This window comes from Caloranaerobacter sp. TR13 (assembly GCF_001316435.1).
Classification (GTDB): domain Bacteria; phylum Bacillota; class Clostridia; order Tissierellales; family Thermohalobacteraceae; genus Caloranaerobacter.
Window position 1 is genome coordinate 151,760 of the sequence record NZ_JXLL01000001.1, and the last position, 15,373, is coordinate 167,132.

Here is a 15,373-nt window from a genome sequence, read left to right on the forward strand (position 1 = left end):
GAGAGTCTATTTAATTAGGTTCTCCCTTTGAATGTGCTATTCTTGCACATGCAGCTGCTACAATGCCACCAACTAAATCATCTAAAAAAGTATTGACTTTATCAGTAGTTTTACCAAGTTTATCTAATTTGCCTATAATTCCAAATTTCATCTTATCTATATACCCATAGTTAGTAAAACCTATTGAACCATAGACATTTGTTATGCTTAGCGCTAATATTTCATCTATACCATATAATGGCTCATCTTTTTTTATCATGGACAGTAAAGGTTCTTCTAATAAATTTTTTTCAGCTAAAATATCAAGCTGTATTCCAGTTAATATTGCATTTTGCACTTCACGTTTAGATAATACTTTTTCAATGTTAAAAATTGCAGTTTCTATAGAAATATCTTCATAGTCTTTTTGCAGTTCGTAGACAAGCTTAGCCATTTCTTCAATAGTAACTCCTCTTTCTTTAAGCATTTTTTTAACTATTTCTTTCAAAATAAAACCCCCTAAATAGATTCATAATATATATTTTATGCAGTATTTTCTGATTGTATTAACTAATATCTAATTATGTTATAATTTTATTTAGAAAATTTTAGGAGGAATATAAATGAGTAAATTGTTTTTCTTTAATGGGAAAATTTTAACTATGGAAGATGATTATAAAGAAGTTGAAAGTGTAGTAATAGAAGATAATAAAATAATTTTTTGTGGTAGTTACAAGGAAGGTAAAAAGCTTATTAATAAAGATACTAAATGTATAGACCTTAAAGGGAGAACTCTCTTACCTGGTTTTAATGATAGTCATATGCATTTAATTAGCTACGGTTTATCAAAGTATAAAGTAGACTTGTCTAATGCTGATTCTATATCAGATATGCAGAGGGCTCTAAAAGAGTTTGTTAATAATGAAAAAGTTAAAGTTTTTAAAGAATGGGTATTAGGTCAAGGATGGAATCAAGAAAACTTTATTGAAGGTAGATTGCCTAATAAAGATGATATAGATAAAGTAATTGATGACAGACCTGTATTTTTATCAAGGGCTTGTTACCATATATGTGTAGTTAATTCAATGGCTTTAAAGCTCGCTGGAATAACTAAAGAAACTAAGGACCCTGAAGGTGGGAAAATAGATAGAGACCCTATAACAGGCGAGCCTACAGGAATACTTAGGGAAAATGCCGTATACTTAGTTTATAATCTTATACCTTTCACAGAAGACATAGGAGAGATAAAAGAAATAATTCAATCTGCTATAAATGATGCTAATAAGGTAGGAATTACTTCAATACAAACAGATGATTTTTCGCATTTAAAATCATATGAAAAAATTTTAGATGCTTATCAAGAATTGAAAAATGAGGAAAAACTTAATGCAAGGATAAATCTTCAAATGCTACTAGATACAAAAGAAAAATTAATTGATTTTTTAGAGTTAAACAAAAAAACTCGTGATGGAGATGAATTTGTTAGGTTTGGACCGCTAAAGCTTTTAGCAGACGGGTCTTTAGGTTCTAGAACAGCGGCATTAGAAGAACCTTATAGTGATGATATTAAAGCTAAAGGTGTGTTAATATATACTACTAAAGAAATAGAGGAAATACTTACTTTAGCATATGTAAATGGTCTTCAGCTAGCAGTACATACAATAGGGGATAGAGCTATGAGACAAGTACTTGAAGTATATTCTAAACTAAATAAAATGCATTATAGACAAGATGCTAGATTTAGACTGATTCACTGCCAAATAGCATCTAAAGATATAATAAGGAAATTTAAGAAACTTAATGTTATTGCAGATATACAACCTATTTTTATAAAGACAGATATGAAAATTGCAGAGAAAAGGATAGGAAAAGAAAGGTTAAAGTATAGTTATGCATGGAAGACTATGTATGATGAAGGTGTATTTTTAGCTGGAGGTTCTGATGCACCTGTTGAATCATTTAATCCTCTTTATGGTATTTATTGTGCAGTAACTAGAAAAGACTTAAATGGCAATCCAGAAGATGGATGGTGTCCAGATGAAAAATTAGATTTATATACAGCATTAAAGCTATTTACAACAAATCCAGCTTACTGCACATTTGAGGAAAATATAAAAGGGTCTATAAAAGTAGGGAAGTTAGCTGATTTAGTTGTTTTGTCTGAAGACATAACTAAAATACCGTTGGATAAAATTAAAGATGTTAAAGTTGATATGACAGTATTAAACGGAAAAGTAATATTTAGCAGAAATTAAAGCGGTGCAAAATTAGCACCGCTTTAATTAATCAAGCTTATATTCCATATGATATTTTTCAGCTAAAGTTACAATTTCATTTTTATATTTAGCCATATATTCTTTTGACTTTTTTAAAAATTCACTTGATTTTAAAAGTAATTCATTATCTTTTTCTTCAATTCCTTTTTGTAATAGCTTTAGTGCTTTTAACTGATATTTTGCTCCTTCGATATAGATGTTATGTATCTCTTTTAATTCTTTAGTTTTAGGAGATATTTTCATTAATTGATTCAAGAAATCTTCATATGTTGGAATTATTTCATCTTTTAGAGTTGAATAGAACGTACTATAAGTATAATCATTATTAGAAATTAGGTTGTTATATTTTTCAAGAGCATTATTTTCTATTTCAACCACTGGAGGAAGTTCTGCATTTACATAGTTAAATAAATCTCTTTTATTCTGATTTATACATCCAGTTAGTATAGGAACAATAATTAAAATTATAATACCAAAACGTTTCATAAGAACCTCCTTACTTTAAATTTAGCAATCTTAAATTATTGCTACTTATGTATTTAATTTTACCATTTTTATCAATAATTTTATAGTACTTATCAGATAAATCTAGGTAATAATCTGCAAATTGATCTGAACTTTCAATAATTCCAACAACTTCATTATCTTTGGTAATACCTTCACCTTGAATAAAATACTTATATTTGTCGCTCCAAAAATAATCTAACTCTAAGTTTTTTTCTTTTATTAAAATAAATTTTTCTGGGATAGAGTCTATATTTGATTCTTCGCTTTCAAAAATTTGAATAATCTTAGACGCTTTAATATGTAAGTCCAGATTTTCATCTGTTATTTGTTCAATACTTCCATATTCAACAAGTTTATACCATTTAGGATTTTTAAGTTTTGGTTTTGTCCATTTTTCATAGAAGTATCCTTCGTAGTTAGAAGAAAATCTGAATACTTCTTCATAGGAACTATTCTTTTTGGTAAAAATTCTTGTGTATTTATCATAGAAAAATGCACCTATATTTTCTTCTAATTCTTCATCAACTATAATAAATATCAGATTTTTAGGTTTATATCTTAAAGTACTGACATTATCAATATAGGCAAGATTTTCTATTTTATCTACATAAACATAGCCATCATTATATTTTTTATATATTCCAATTACGCCTAAATCTTTTGAAATGTTAAGAGCTATAATCAAGTCTTCTTTTTCATTATCTACTACATCGGCAGGATAAATTTTAACTTCAATGTAATCGATATAATCTAACCAATTGTCATATCCTAAATCTTTTAGGACGATTTTTTTTATTTTATTTTGAGCATCTTTTTTTAATCTTTCATCTTTTGAGAAAAAGTTATCAACTAATTTTTCTGAAATATTACTACTTATCAAAAGGATTTCATTAAAAGTTGTTTTTACAACAGAAGCATTATAGTATAGCTGACCAATAAAAGTTGCGATTACAAATAATATTAAAATCAGGAAAGAAATAGCACCTTTTTTCATCTTTTCACCACCTTTAGTACTTTCTATAAATGATAAAAAAGAGAGTTATTGACAAATTATAAAAATAATATTATAATAGATATACTGCTTTAAGCAAATCTGAATATTTCTTTTCAAATTATCTAATCTATGGACCCTACTAAGTCTATATAACCCTTTATGGTAAATATTATTTAATATGTTTTTCATATATTCTAATAAATAGTTATATAAAAGGGGTATTTTCTATAGTTAAATAACCTATTTTACTTATGCTCCAAAAACAATTAAGAATATTTGAAATATTCAGACAAAAAGAGAGGGAGGGAGGATAAACTATGAATCAATTAAAAGAAAAGAGAGAAATTTCATTAAAAAGGGCGGCTGAGTTAAAATCAAGGATTGATGATTATTTAGAGGTTAGAGAATCTATACCTAGAGGACTTTATATGCAGGATAAGTTTGAAGAATTAAAAAATAAAATATTAGATGTGCTCGGTGGAACACAGGAAGACTGGAATGACTATAAATGGCAATTATCTAATAGGATAATGGATGTTGAAACTTTAAGCAAAATAATAAACTTGTCTGAAAAGGAAAAAAAGCAAATTGAGGAAGTTGGTAAAAAGTATAGATGGGCTATATCGCCTTATTATGCAAGTTTGATGGATCCTGATGATAGATTTGATCCGATTAGACTTATGGCTATACCTATCTTTGCAGAATTAGCAGGCGACAGTGGTGAAAGTGATCCTATGGGAGAAGAATATACAAATCCTGCAGGTAGTATAACAAGAAGATATCCTGACCGTTTGATTATTAACGTTACTAATGAATGTGCTATGTATTGTAGACATTGTCAAAGAAGGAGAAATATCGGACAAAAAGATGAACATAAATCTACTGCTGTTATAGAAGAATCAATTAAGTATATTAGAGAAAATAAAGAAATTAGAGATGTACTTATTACTGGGGGAGACCCTCTTACATTACCTGATCATAGATTGGAATGGATACTAAAAGAGTTAAGAGCAATTCCACACGTTGAGATAATAAGAATTGGGTCAAGAACTCCAGTAACTATGCCACAAAGAATTACTGATGAGTTTGTTGATATGTTAAAGAAATACCATCCAATCTATTTAAATACTCATTTTAATCATCCAAAAGAAGTAACTGAAGAAGCTAAAAAAGCTTGTGAAAGATTAGCAAATGCAGGTATACCATTAGGCAACCAAGCAGTTTTATTAAACGGTATTAATAACGATAAATTTGTTATGAGAGCTTTAAATCATGAACTATTGAAAATTAGAGTTAAGCCGTATTATATATTCCATGCTAAACACGTAATTGGCACATTACATTTTAATACTTCCGTTGATGATGGGTTAGAAATTATGGAATACTTGAGAGGTTATACTTCAGGTATGGCTATACCAACTTATATTATAAATGCACCTAAGGGACAAGGTAAAACACCTATATTACCACAGTATATGATTTCTAGAGGTAAAGATTATTGTATGATAAGAACATGGGAAGGCAAAGTAATAAAATATGAAAATCACCCAACAAAAGATATAAGAGAAATTTTAGGTTAGAGTATTTCACTCTAGCCTTTTGTGATTTAAAATAAATATAAGTGTAATATTTTGATACAAAATTAAGAGACATTATAATCAGAGGTGAATAAACATGGAAAGAGATAAAATAAAGGAACTAGTCAATAAAGGTATAAAAATTTTTGTTGTTGAACAGACTAAAAAAATTAAAGAAGCAATTGATAAGTTATTAGCTTATAGTTTAAATAATGATAAAGAATTGCTTAATGAGATTAAGAAATTTTTTCATGCTTTAAAAAGTACAGGTAGTGCTTTAGGTTTAACAAAGATTTCAGAAATAGGAAGTAAGTATGAAGAGTATTTGGATGTTGAAAATGGTATAGATAAAGATAATATTTCAATTCTTTTAAAAGGTTTAGCAGAAGCGAATGAAGAGATTCAAAACATCAAAAGTAAATACATTGAAAATATAGACGATGACGTTAAAAACACACAAAGAGAGAAAAATATTAAACTTGAGGATGAGTACCAGAATATAACGAACTGTGGAAGTATTCTCATTGTTGATGATGATGTATCTTTATTAAACCTATTAGATAAGTCATTTAGGAAAGAAGGTTATAATGTAATTATCACATCTAATCCAGCTGAAGCGATACCTTTAATCAAAGAGGAAAAAATCGACTTAATTATTTTAGATGTTTTTATGCCAGATAAAAGTGGTTTTGAAGTATTCGCTGAGATTAAGGATATAAATAAAAACATACCTGTAATATTTTTATCGCAAAATGATGTAACTAAGGACAAAGTTGAAGTTTTTAAATTAGGTGCAGATGATTATATCGTAAAACCTTTTGAAATAGAAGAATTATTGGCTAGGACAGAGAGAATTTTAAAAAGAATTAAACAATACAAAGAAAACGTTATTATAGATGAGTTGACTGGAGTATATACTAAGAAATATTTTAATGAGAGAATTAAGGAATATTTAGATAATTATATAAGATACAAGAAGAAATTTTCTGTTGCTTTTTTAGATATAGATAAATTTAAATATGTAAATGATACTTATGGACATTTAGCGGGGGACTACATTCTAAAGAGTTTTTCAAAGTTATTAAAAGAGAATGTTAGAGCAGTTGATCAAATTTTTAGATTTGGTGGTGATGAGTTTGTTGTAACCTTAACTGACGTAGCTGGTGAAGAAGCATTCAACATAATGGAAAGATTTAGAAAAGTAATAGAAGAACACAAATTTGTTAGCGAATATTTTGAAGGCAGTATAAAAATAACTTGCAGTATTGGTATTACTACTGTAGCTAATGAAACTCAAAGTATAGATGAATTACTGAATATAGCTGATAAAGCTTTATATAAAGCCAAAGAGAAGGGGAGAAACAAGACAATTTATCTAACTATAGAGGACTTTGAAGAGTGTTCAGTTAGTGAGAATAAGAAAAAGATTTTGATAGTAGATGATGCAAATTTGATAATAAATATAATAAAACCGAGGTTGACTTATTTGGATTATGATGTTAGTTACGTAAATGATGGCAAATCAGCTGTTAGAAAAAGTAGAATATTAAAACCAGATTTAATGATAGTAGATTTGATATTGCCAGGGTTAGATGGTTTTGAGGTTTGTAAACAAGTAAAAAATAATATTGAAACTCTAAATACAAAGATAATAGTATTATCTTCTAGGAATAAAAGAAAGGATATAATAAGCTGTCTAGAAATTGGAGTTGATGATTATGTAGTAAAACCATTTTCGATAGAAGATTTAGAAAAACGTATTAGGAGACTTTTAACATAAAAAGCCCGGTTTACACGGGCTTTTATTAATACAATTCGAGATTATCATCATCGTCAAAGTATTCTTTATATTCTTCTTCAATTACTTCATCTAGCTCTCCACTTTGTAAATTTTCAAGCTTTTCAGCTACAAAATTATAAGAATCAATTAATCCTTCGTTATCGAATATTTCACTTATTTCTTCTAACGTTTCTATAGCAATATGTATTATATCGGAAAGGTCATTAACTTCAATACCTGACTCTTCAAATTCTTTTTCAGAGATGAGGTTTGATATTAATTCTAGGGCTTGTTCAACATCATTATTATTGCTGTAATAAATTTCATCATATAGTTTGTTTAGTTCGTTAACTTGTATTTTATTCTTATCCATCTAGAAACCTCCCTGTTTTTTATTTATAATATATATGTGTTTACTGCATTATATGAATGATAAGTTATATTATTCCGTGAAAAATTTAGCTTAATTCGTGGATTTTGTTAACTAGCAATTAAATTTTAAATCATTAACAGACTAATTTCAATACCTAAATTGATTTTAATCTTTGGAGGGGTCAAAAATGAAAAAATTTGAATATAAGATTGAGAATTTTAAAACACATGGAGCTGTAAAATTAGTATTAACTCCAGAACATGAGAAAAAAATGAATGAGTTAGGTGAACAAGGTTGGGAATTAGTATCAATGAATAGTATTCTTAACGGTAGAAATTTTATAGCTGTATTTAAAAGAGAAAAGACTAACTTAGGGTGATGAAATAGATGTTTAAGAGTGAAATTTTAGAAAAAGGATTAGGACAATTATATATCTACATAGGAATAGTGATACTTACTTTTACTTTAAAAAGATATGGGAGAAAAAAATATAAATAGTAAATTTATCCCCCTCTCTAAATATAAGTATTAAGAACTATTTAAGGAGGGGGTTAATTTGAAAATATGTATTGATGCTGGGCATGGTGGAAGAGATTTTGGAGCTGCTGGATATGGCTTAAGTGAAAAAGATGTAAATCTAGATATTTCTATTAGACTTGAAAAACTGCTAAAGAAAAAGGGTTATCAAGTAGTAATGACTAGAAGAAAAGATATTACTTTATCACCTAAAGAAAGAATTAAAAAAATAAATGATTTGAAATGTAATTTAGTAATATCAATACACAATAACGCTTCGAATAACAAAAAAGCTAATGGTTGTGAGGTGATACACCCTTATAAATCAGTAATCGGCAGAGAATTAAGTAGGGATATTTTGTTTAACATCTCAAGTTTAGGTTTCACTGCTAGAAGGGTGTACTATAGATTAAATAGCAGAAGAGAAGATTATTACTATATTTTAAGGGAAATAGAGACATTATCTATAATAGTGGAGTGTGCATTTATAACTAACTACAAAGACAATATGTTACTAAGTCAAGACTTTGTAAGAAATCGTATAGCAGAAGCTATTGCTAAAGCTGTAATTAGATACAATAACTTTTTCAAAACCTCCTTCATATTATAATGTAAAAGCATAAAGGAGGTTTGTTATGGATTTTCAAGCTTATGATATTTCTGTTGTTCCTTTAATAATGTTTTTAACTAAATTAGCTTATGATTTAGGTGTACCTAAAAAGTTCTGCCCTTTGGTATCTTTGATACTAGGCATAATTATTGGTATAGCTTACTTTGCTCCTAACAATATTCTAAAAGGTATAATTATAGGGATTTTCTTGGCAGCTTCATCAGTAGGTTTTTATAGTGGAACTAAGAATGTATATCAAGGATATAAGATAAGAATTAAAAAGAAAAATAAGAGTAAAGCAAGAAATGATAACACAACATAAAATGTAACGATACAATAACGATACAATTATTCAATTCCTCCCTTGACTACCGGTACAATTTTGGTATAATTATATTAAGAAACAATACATTACATTAATAGGGGGGACTTTTCTTGCAAAACAATAGTGTAAAAAAATTAACTTATGGTGGATTAATGATAGCTCTTGTATTTGTAGCTACAGCTATTATACCTCAAATTCCAGTTCCTTTTACTGAAGGTTACATACATGCTGGAGATAGCATGATTTTTGTAGCTGCGATTCTATTAGGCTGGAAATATGGCGCTATAGCAGGAGGTTTAGGTTCTTCTTTAGCTGATATATATTTAGGATATACACATTGGGCAATTCCAACTTTGATCATTAAAGGAATAATGGGAGCTATAGTTGGGTTTATAGTTAAAGATATAGAAGAAGGTAGTTTAGCAAAAGTTAAAAAGCTACTAACAGTTATTATAGGTGGTGGATGGGTATTCTTTGGTGTAGCTTTAAAAAATTATTTAGCTGTTAAGTTAGGAAATATTCAAAACTCAGAACTTGCAAACTATTTAGTTAAAAAGTTTGATTTAAAAGGTATTAGTGAATTACAGGCTTTAATAGATAAAGTACAAACTTCATTGCTAGTTGCTATTATTTTAATTCCACTATTTGTTGTTATTTTAAGTGTAATACTAAAGAAAAAAGGAAAAGAAATGATTAGCGTAAGTAATCTTATGGGAATGACTTTAGCTGGGTTATGGATGGTTATAGGGTATTATATAGCTGGAGGAATTTTGAAGGGAAATATGATAGTTCCTATTTTCAGTGTACCAGCTAACATTCTACAATTTGTTGGAGGCTTAATAATTGCTTATCCTGTTGTTTTAGGGCTAAAAAGAACGAATTATATTAAAAACATATAAAAGTCTCAGGGTTTACAGCCTGGGACTTTTTCTTTATACTTATAATCATAAAACAGATAAGAAAGAATAAAATATAAGTAGTTTTATATTGGGAGGGATTAGATGAAATTAACGGTATTGGGCAATAATGGACCTTATCCTAGACCAGGTGGAGCCTGTTCAGGATATTTGCTTGAAGCTGACAATAGAAAAATATTGATTGATTGTGGCAATGGAGTGCTATCTAGATTACTTAAAATATGTAATATTAAAGACGTTGATATTATTATACTTACTCACTTACATAGTGACCATATAAGCGATATTATGGTTATGAAATACGCAATAGGTGTTAATAAAATGAAGGGGAAATATAATATAACTATACCTTTATATGTACCTACTGATGACTATGAGATGGTGAAAAGGCTTAATTTCAACAATTCATTCAATATAGTCCCTATCGAAGAAAATACTGTTATTAATTTGGAAGATATTGAGATTACTTTTAGAAGGATGAAACATCCAATTAAGACTTTTGCTGTTAAAGTAAGAAAAGGTGGAAAAACTTTTGTATATTCATCAGATACTTCATATAATGAATCTTTAATAGATTTTTCAAGAAATGCTGATTTACTGCTTTGTGAAGCGGGAGTACTTGAAGAAGATAGAGAAGATAATGCTCCTCATTTATCTGCTAAACAAGCTGGTGAGATTGGTAAAAAAGCAGGAGTAAAAAGGTTAATATTGACTCATTTTTGGCCAGAATATAATTTAGAAAGAGTAAAGATAGAAGCTAGTCAAACATTTGATTCAATTTTAGAACTTAGCCAAGAAATGAAAGCTTATTATATTTAATAAGATAAGAAAAAAGAGGATTAGAGAAACGCTCTAATCCTCAAAACTTTATACCCCAGAATCTTTCTTCTTCTAGAAGAACTTTTTGAGTTAATCCGTTGTTTGGTAAATTGGAAGTTATGTTTTTATTATGAGGGGTTTCGATAAACTTAATACCCAAAAGTATTATCAAACAAAATACTAAGAGTATCAAATCAATTAATTTCCTATTCTTTTTTAACACAAATATTCCTCCTAGATATAAAATACTATCAAATATGCTGTAGAAATTAAAATGGATATAATCATAATTGGGAAGCCTACTTTAATAAAATCTATAAATGTAAGTCTATACTTTGTTTTTTCTAACATTCCAGCAACAATTACATTAGCTGATGCCCCAACTAAACTACCATTACCTCCTAAGCAAGCACCTAAAGCTAACGCCCACCAAAGAGGAATAGTATTAATGTTTGACATAGCTCCAATGCTTTTTATTAATGGAATCATTGTTGCGACAAAAGGAATATTATCAATAAATGCAGAAGCAATGGCAGATACCCAAAGAATCATTAAAGCAGTTAAGAAAAGATTACCTTTTGTTAAGAAAACTACTTTTTCTGCTATAGCTTCTATAATACCAACTTCTTCAAGAGCACCAACTAAAATAAATAGTCCTGCAAAGAAAAAGATAGTAGTCCATTCTAATTCAATTAAAATTTCTTCTGGATTTATTTTGCTTAATACTAGTAATATAGAAGCACCTATAAGTGCTATTGTAGCAGATTCAAATTCGAAAATTTGATGTAATGTAAAGCCTATTATAGTTAGTCCTAAGACTATTAAACTCTTTTTAAGCAGATTATAGTCTTTTATGGCTTTATATTCGTCAAAATCCATTATATGCTTTTTGTGCTCTTCATCGACTTTAAGTTCTTTGCCATATATTAATTTCAATATAAAAATTACAACCATAAAGATAATTACTACTACTGGACCTAAATTAAAGAGAAAATCAAGAAAACCTAAATCAGTCGCACTACCAATCATAATGTTAGGAGGGTCACCAATTAATGTAGCTGTTCCACCTATATTTGCAGAAAGTATTTCGGGTAGTAAAAATGGTATTGGATTGAGATTTAATGTGTCAGTAATAACCAAAGTAACAGGTGCAATTAATAGCACTGTAGTTACATTATCTAAAAGAGCTGATGAAATAGCAGTTATTATTGAAAAAGATAAAATAATTTTCCACGGATCACCTTTAGCTAACTTTGCTGATTTAATAGCAATATATTGAAATACTCCCGTTCGTTTAGTTATAGTTATAATAATCATCATGCCAATTAATAATCCTATTGTATTAAAATCAATAGATTTAAAAGCATATTCTTGGCTAATTACTTTAAGACCCAGCATTATTGCTGCACCTAATAGTGCAACTGCAGTTCTGCTGATTTTTTCAGAAATAATGAAAGCATAAGTTAATATAAATATAATCGCAGCGATATAAGCATGGAAATTGGTTAGCATATAAACAACTCCTTTTAAATATGTACGCACGAATATTATTTTACTCCTATATTAAAATAATTTAAAATCCTATTTGTAACTCTGATATGTTAAATTAATTAATATTTCATTATTATTTTAGAATATCTCTAAAATTCATACTTATACTAAATATTTTGAAAATTGCGAAAACGGCCGAAGGCCGTTTTATAACTAAAGAGTATCCGGGTCTTTTTTAAAATAAACTCTTTTACAGTTGTTTTTAGCTTTTTTGATTATGTCCTGTATCTCTTCAATCTTAGATTTTATTGAATCAGCATATTCACGTGGTACATTATAATAAAGGTAAAGGTCTTCAAAATTTCTAATGGTTTTACTCATTTCTTTATTTATATCAACAAACAAATCAAAAACTCTAGAGTTTTTTGCATTTTTAAACTGTTCGATATCAATTTTTATTGTTTCAATTACATCTTCTTCGGATTTAAAAGTACCTGCGGGTTCAGGATAAGGCTCGATCCTTTCCAAAAAATAATTGTTATTTTTATTAACGTTATATACATATGAAATTTTTGTTCCGTCTAAATCAAATGTAACATAGCACATATAAGAATTTATTATATCGATTTTTGCTCCCATTTGCGTAAGTATCATATCATGTCTGTTTACTTCTGCTTTCATATATCTTCTCATAAACAGCCCTCCTTAATCAACTTAAAATAATTATATCACAATTTTGGAATTAGAAACATTTAACAAAAAAATTTTTTAATTAATAGGAAACTATATTTCTCATTTATTTAAAAAATTTATTTAAGTCGAAGATTTTGTTCATGATATAATTATTTTAAGTAAATTTTAATGGGGTTTTGAGAATGAAAAGACCATTTTATTATTTTTTATTTCCATATATTATTGGAATTTATTTTAGTTATAAATTTTATAATACACCTAAATTGCTACTTATTATAGGTTTGCTGTTTTCTATGGTTTTATTTATATTATCAATTTCAAAAGAAAAGGTATTTATATATTCATTAGCTTTATTAGTTTTCTTTACTGGATATTATAATACTAATAGTATGAAAAAAGAGGATAAACTACAATTTTTGTATGATAATAAAATAGAATATACAGGTATAGTAAAAAAGGAAATTACTAGAAGTCCTTCATATTCAAAATATGTACTAATTACTGATTATATTAAAATTAATGGAACTACTTATCATGTAAAAGAAAAAGTATTATTAAATATTAATGGTAAGAAGACTTTTAAAGCAGGAGATAAAATAAAAGGAATTGGCCTTATAAAAAAACCTAAGGCAAATACAAATCCAAAGTTATTTAATTACAGACTTTATTTAGAGACGAAAAATATATATTTAATAATATATTCAAGAGATTATTCAATAAATTTATTATCTAAAAACAACTTGAATTTTTTAGAGTACAGAACTCGACTAATTCGGAAAAAATTCTTGAATATATTAGATACTACATTGTCAGAAGAAAATAGTTCAATAATTAAATCAATTATTTTGGGAGAAAGTTCGTATTTAGATAAAAATACACTTGACAGCTTTAGAGAAATGGGGATTTCTCATGTACTAGCAGTATCTGGCTTACATGTAGGAATAATTTCAGCTTTTTTTCTTTTTATTTTTGCTATATTACAAATAGACAAAAGATTATCTACGATTATTACAATAATGTTAATTTGGAGTTATGGCTACATAGTAGAATTTCCTCCATCAGTATTAAGGGCTTTAATTATTTTTACAGTATTAATGATTTCTAATTTTACTTTAAGAAGATATGATGCAGTAAATAGTATTTTATTTGGGGCATTTACCTTACTTGTTTTTAAACCATTATGGATTTTTAATATAGGATTTCAATTATCATTTGTATCAGCGCTATCATTAGTGTTGTTTACAAAAAGAATAGAATTGTTATTAAAGGTGAATAACAAGATAATAAAGTTGATATCACCTGTTTTAGCTGTACAAATCGGTGCATTGCCATTACTATCATATTATTTTAACAATATATCTTTAATTGCTATAATAACTAACCTAGTTTTAGTTCCGATGTTATCTTTTTCAGTCATAGGTGGGTTTATTTTAATTTTTATTTCTTATCTTAATATAAATATTGCTTTGTTTTTAGGAATAATATTGAATACAATATTGAATTTAACTAGATTTTTAATGAAATTTTTTGATATGATTCCATACAAAACATTAACATTACCTCAACCATCATTTGAGAGTATTATTTACTATTACCTTACTGTATTTATACTTTTAGGTTATATAAAGTTTGATTTACTATCTATGAAGGTTAAGAAAGCTTTTTTGACATATGCTTTATTTACTATATTACTGATAGCATTTCATATTACTTTACAAAATAATGTAAAAATAGAGTTTCTAGATGTTGGACAAGGTGATAGTAGTTTAATTAGTGTAAATAATGAAAAATTTTTCTTAATAGATACTGGAGGTTCGCTTACAGGTGAATTTGATGTTAGTGAAAACATACTTTATCCATATTTAGTTAAAAAAGGTATTTTTACTTTGGATGGAGTTTTTGTATCTCATTTTCACGAAGACCATTGTGAAGCTTTATTAAAATTAGCTGAGAGACTTAAAATAAAAAATATATTTATATCATATGAAAATGTTCAGAATGACCTTTATTTAGATATTATTAAAAAAGCAAAAGAAAAAGATATAACAGTTAAAATACTAACTAGAGGTGATAAAATAAAGATAAATAAAAACGTATTTTTTGAGGTTTTATATCCTAATAAAGATATAAATAAGGCTAAATATGAAAATGAGAATAACCTATCTATGGTCGTGCTATTAAATGCATATGGGAAAAAAGTTCTATTTACTGGAGATATAGAATCTGAAGCTGAAAAAACAGTATTAAGTCAGAATAGTATAGACATAGACGTTCTTAAAGTGCCCCATCATGGTAGTTATACATCTTCAACTGAAGAATTTTTAAAATCGGTTAAACCCGAATATGGTATTATAAGTGTAGGCATCAACAATTTTCGACATCCTAACCCAGAAGTATTAAAAAGATATGAAAAGCAAAATATTCAAATATACAGAACTGATAAAGATGGATTAGTTACAATACAAATTACACCAAGTAAATATAATATATATGGGTTTATTAGTAATTAAATTTTA

The 15,373-nt window shown here is 27.5% G+C and carries 16 protein-coding genes; 9 read left to right on the forward strand and 7 right to left on the reverse strand.

Annotation, left to right across the window (positions count from 1 at the left end):
• Nucleotides 1-10 precede the first annotated feature (10 nt).
• Entirely contained in the window at nucleotides 11-466 is a 456-nt protein-coding gene (locus TR13x_RS00685) for a phosphatidylglycerophosphatase A (RefSeq protein ID WP_200905810.1), read from the reverse strand.
• 136 nt (nucleotides 467-602) lie between these two features.
• Between TR13x_RS00685 and TR13x_RS00690 the strand changes: the two genes are divergently transcribed.
• Nucleotides 603-2,234: an amidohydrolase gene (locus TR13x_RS00690; RefSeq protein WP_054869957.1), complete on the forward strand. Its 1,632-nt coding sequence runs from the start codon at nucleotides 603-605 to the stop codon at nucleotides 2,232-2,234.
• Nucleotides 2,235-2,261: 27 nt separating this feature from the next.
• Here TR13x_RS00690 and TR13x_RS00695 read toward each other — a convergent pair whose 3' ends face one another.
• The gene (locus TR13x_RS00695; protein ID WP_054869958.1) at nucleotides 2,262-2,741 is read right to left on the reverse strand and encodes a hypothetical protein; all 480 of its coding nucleotides are present in this window, start codon (nucleotides 2,739-2,741) and stop codon (nucleotides 2,262-2,264) included.
• Nucleotides 2,742-2,751: 10 nt separating this feature from the next.
• Complete coding sequence (locus TR13x_RS00700) at nucleotides 2,752-3,756, reverse strand: hypothetical protein (protein ID WP_054869959.1); 1,005 nt, start codon at nucleotides 3,754-3,756, stop codon at nucleotides 2,752-2,754.
• A gap of 317 nt (nucleotides 3,757-4,073) precedes the next feature.
• Between TR13x_RS00700 and eam the strand changes: the two genes are divergently transcribed.
• Together eam and TR13x_RS00710 are read left to right on the forward strand one after the other, a co-directional pair.
• The gene (gene eam, locus TR13x_RS00705) at nucleotides 4,074-5,336 is read left to right on the forward strand and encodes a glutamate 2,3-aminomutase (RefSeq protein WP_054869960.1); all 1,263 of its coding nucleotides are present in this window, start codon (nucleotides 4,074-4,076) and stop codon (nucleotides 5,334-5,336) included.
• Between the two features lie 94 nt (nucleotides 5,337-5,430).
• Nucleotides 5,431-7,113, forward strand: coding sequence for a response regulator (locus TR13x_RS00710; protein WP_054869961.1), 1,683 nt, complete (start codon nucleotides 5,431-5,433; stop codon nucleotides 7,111-7,113).
• Between the two features lie 25 nt (nucleotides 7,114-7,138).
• On the opposite strand, the gene TR13x_RS00715 is transcribed toward TR13x_RS00710, so the two are convergent.
• A complete protein-coding gene (locus TR13x_RS00715; protein WP_054869962.1) occupies nucleotides 7,139-7,486 on the reverse strand; it encodes a hypothetical protein in 348 nt (115 codons plus the stop codon).
• 187 nt (nucleotides 7,487-7,673) lie between these two features.
• Between TR13x_RS00715 and TR13x_RS00720 the strand changes: the two genes are divergently transcribed.
• The 5 genes from TR13x_RS00720 (at nucleotide 7,674) to TR13x_RS00740 (ending at nucleotide 10,673) form a co-directional block, all read left to right on the forward strand.
• Nucleotides 7,674-7,865: a DUF4177 domain-containing protein gene (locus tag TR13x_RS00720; RefSeq protein ID WP_054869963.1), complete on the forward strand. Its 192-nt coding sequence runs from the start codon at nucleotides 7,674-7,676 to the stop codon at nucleotides 7,863-7,865.
• A gap of 177 nt (nucleotides 7,866-8,042) precedes the next feature.
• Nucleotides 8,043-8,612, forward strand: coding sequence for an N-acetylmuramoyl-L-alanine amidase (locus TR13x_RS00725; protein WP_054869964.1), 570 nt, complete (start codon nucleotides 8,043-8,045; stop codon nucleotides 8,610-8,612).
• A gap of 25 nt (nucleotides 8,613-8,637) precedes the next feature.
• Nucleotides 8,638-8,934: a hypothetical protein gene (locus TR13x_RS00730; RefSeq protein ID WP_054869965.1), complete on the forward strand. Its 297-nt coding sequence runs from the start codon at nucleotides 8,638-8,640 to the stop codon at nucleotides 8,932-8,934.
• A 113-nt stretch (nucleotides 8,935-9,047) separates the two neighbouring features.
• Entirely contained in the window at nucleotides 9,048-9,836 is a 789-nt protein-coding gene (locus tag TR13x_RS00735; protein ID WP_054869966.1) for an ECF transporter S component, read from the forward strand.
• Between the two features lie 102 nt (nucleotides 9,837-9,938).
• On the forward strand, nucleotides 9,939-10,673 hold the full coding sequence (locus tag TR13x_RS00740) for an MBL fold metallo-hydrolase (RefSeq protein ID WP_054869967.1): 735 nt from the start codon (nucleotides 9,939-9,941) through the stop codon (nucleotides 10,671-10,673).
• A gap of 40 nt (nucleotides 10,674-10,713) precedes the next feature.
• Here the strand turns inward: TR13x_RS00740 and TR13x_RS00745 are convergent, their stop codons facing one another.
• The 3 genes from TR13x_RS00745 to TR13x_RS00755 all read right to left on the reverse strand — a co-directional run bounded on the left by TR13x_RS00745 (nucleotide 10,714) and on the right by TR13x_RS00755 (nucleotide 12,857).
• Nucleotides 10,714-10,896, reverse strand: a complete 183-nt coding sequence (locus tag TR13x_RS00745) for a hypothetical protein (protein ID WP_054869968.1) — start codon at nucleotides 10,894-10,896, stop codon at nucleotides 10,714-10,716.
• 11 nt (nucleotides 10,897-10,907) lie between these two features.
• Nucleotides 10,908-12,185: an ArsB/NhaD family transporter gene (locus TR13x_RS00750; RefSeq protein ID WP_054869969.1), complete on the reverse strand. Its 1,278-nt coding sequence runs from the start codon at nucleotides 12,183-12,185 to the stop codon at nucleotides 10,908-10,910.
• 192 nt (nucleotides 12,186-12,377) lie between these two features.
• Nucleotides 12,378-12,857, reverse strand: coding sequence for a hypothetical protein (locus TR13x_RS00755; protein WP_054869970.1), 480 nt, complete (start codon nucleotides 12,855-12,857; stop codon nucleotides 12,378-12,380).
• A 182-nt stretch (nucleotides 12,858-13,039) separates the two neighbouring features.
• Here TR13x_RS00755 and TR13x_RS00760 point away from each other — a divergent pair, with 182 nt between their 5' ends.
• Nucleotides 13,040-15,367, forward strand: coding sequence for a DNA internalization-related competence protein ComEC/Rec2 (locus TR13x_RS00760; protein ID WP_054869971.1), 2,328 nt, complete (start codon nucleotides 13,040-13,042; stop codon nucleotides 15,365-15,367).
• Nucleotides 15,368-15,373 lie beyond the last annotated feature (6 nt).

What these genes read in the sequence shown, in the direction of transcription:
- TR13x_RS00755 (WP_054869970.1), bottom strand. Translation starts at nt 12,857, where the DNA reads ATGAGAAGATATATGAAAGCAGAAGTAAACAGACATGATATGATACTT.
- TR13x_RS00700 (WP_054869959.1), bottom strand. Translation starts at nt 3,756, where the DNA reads ATGAAAAAAGGTGCTATTTCTTTCCTGATTTTAATATTATTTGTAATC.
- TR13x_RS00685 (WP_200905810.1), bottom strand. Translation starts at nt 466, where the DNA reads ATGCTTAAAGAAAGAGGAGTTACTATTGAAGAAATGGCTAAGCTTGTC.
- TR13x_RS00750 (WP_054869969.1), bottom strand. Translation starts at nt 12,185, where the DNA reads ATGCTAACCAATTTCCATGCTTATATCGCTGCGATTATATTTATATTA.
- TR13x_RS00695 (WP_054869958.1), bottom strand. Translation starts at nt 2,741, where the DNA reads ATGAAACGTTTTGGTATTATAATTTTAATTATTGTTCCTATACTAACT.
- TR13x_RS00730 (WP_054869965.1), top strand. Translation starts at nt 8,638, where the DNA reads ATGGATTTTCAAGCTTATGATATTTCTGTTGTTCCTTTAATAATGTTT.
- TR13x_RS00715 (WP_054869962.1), bottom strand. Translation starts at nt 7,486, where the DNA reads ATGGATAAGAATAAAATACAAGTTAACGAACTAAACAAACTATATGAT.
- eam (WP_054869960.1), top strand. Translation starts at nt 4,074, where the DNA reads ATGAATCAATTAAAAGAAAAGAGAGAAATTTCATTAAAAAGGGCGGCT.
- TR13x_RS00740 (WP_054869967.1), top strand. Translation starts at nt 9,939, where the DNA reads ATGAAATTAACGGTATTGGGCAATAATGGACCTTATCCTAGACCAGGT.
- TR13x_RS00720 (WP_054869963.1), top strand. Translation starts at nt 7,674, where the DNA reads ATGAAAAAATTTGAATATAAGATTGAGAATTTTAAAACACATGGAGCT.
- TR13x_RS00760 (WP_054869971.1), top strand. Translation starts at nt 13,040, where the DNA reads ATGAAAAGACCATTTTATTATTTTTTATTTCCATATATTATTGGAATT.
- TR13x_RS00690 (WP_054869957.1), top strand. Translation starts at nt 603, where the DNA reads ATGAGTAAATTGTTTTTCTTTAATGGGAAAATTTTAACTATGGAAGAT.
- TR13x_RS00710 (WP_054869961.1), top strand. Translation starts at nt 5,431, where the DNA reads ATGGAAAGAGATAAAATAAAGGAACTAGTCAATAAAGGTATAAAAATT.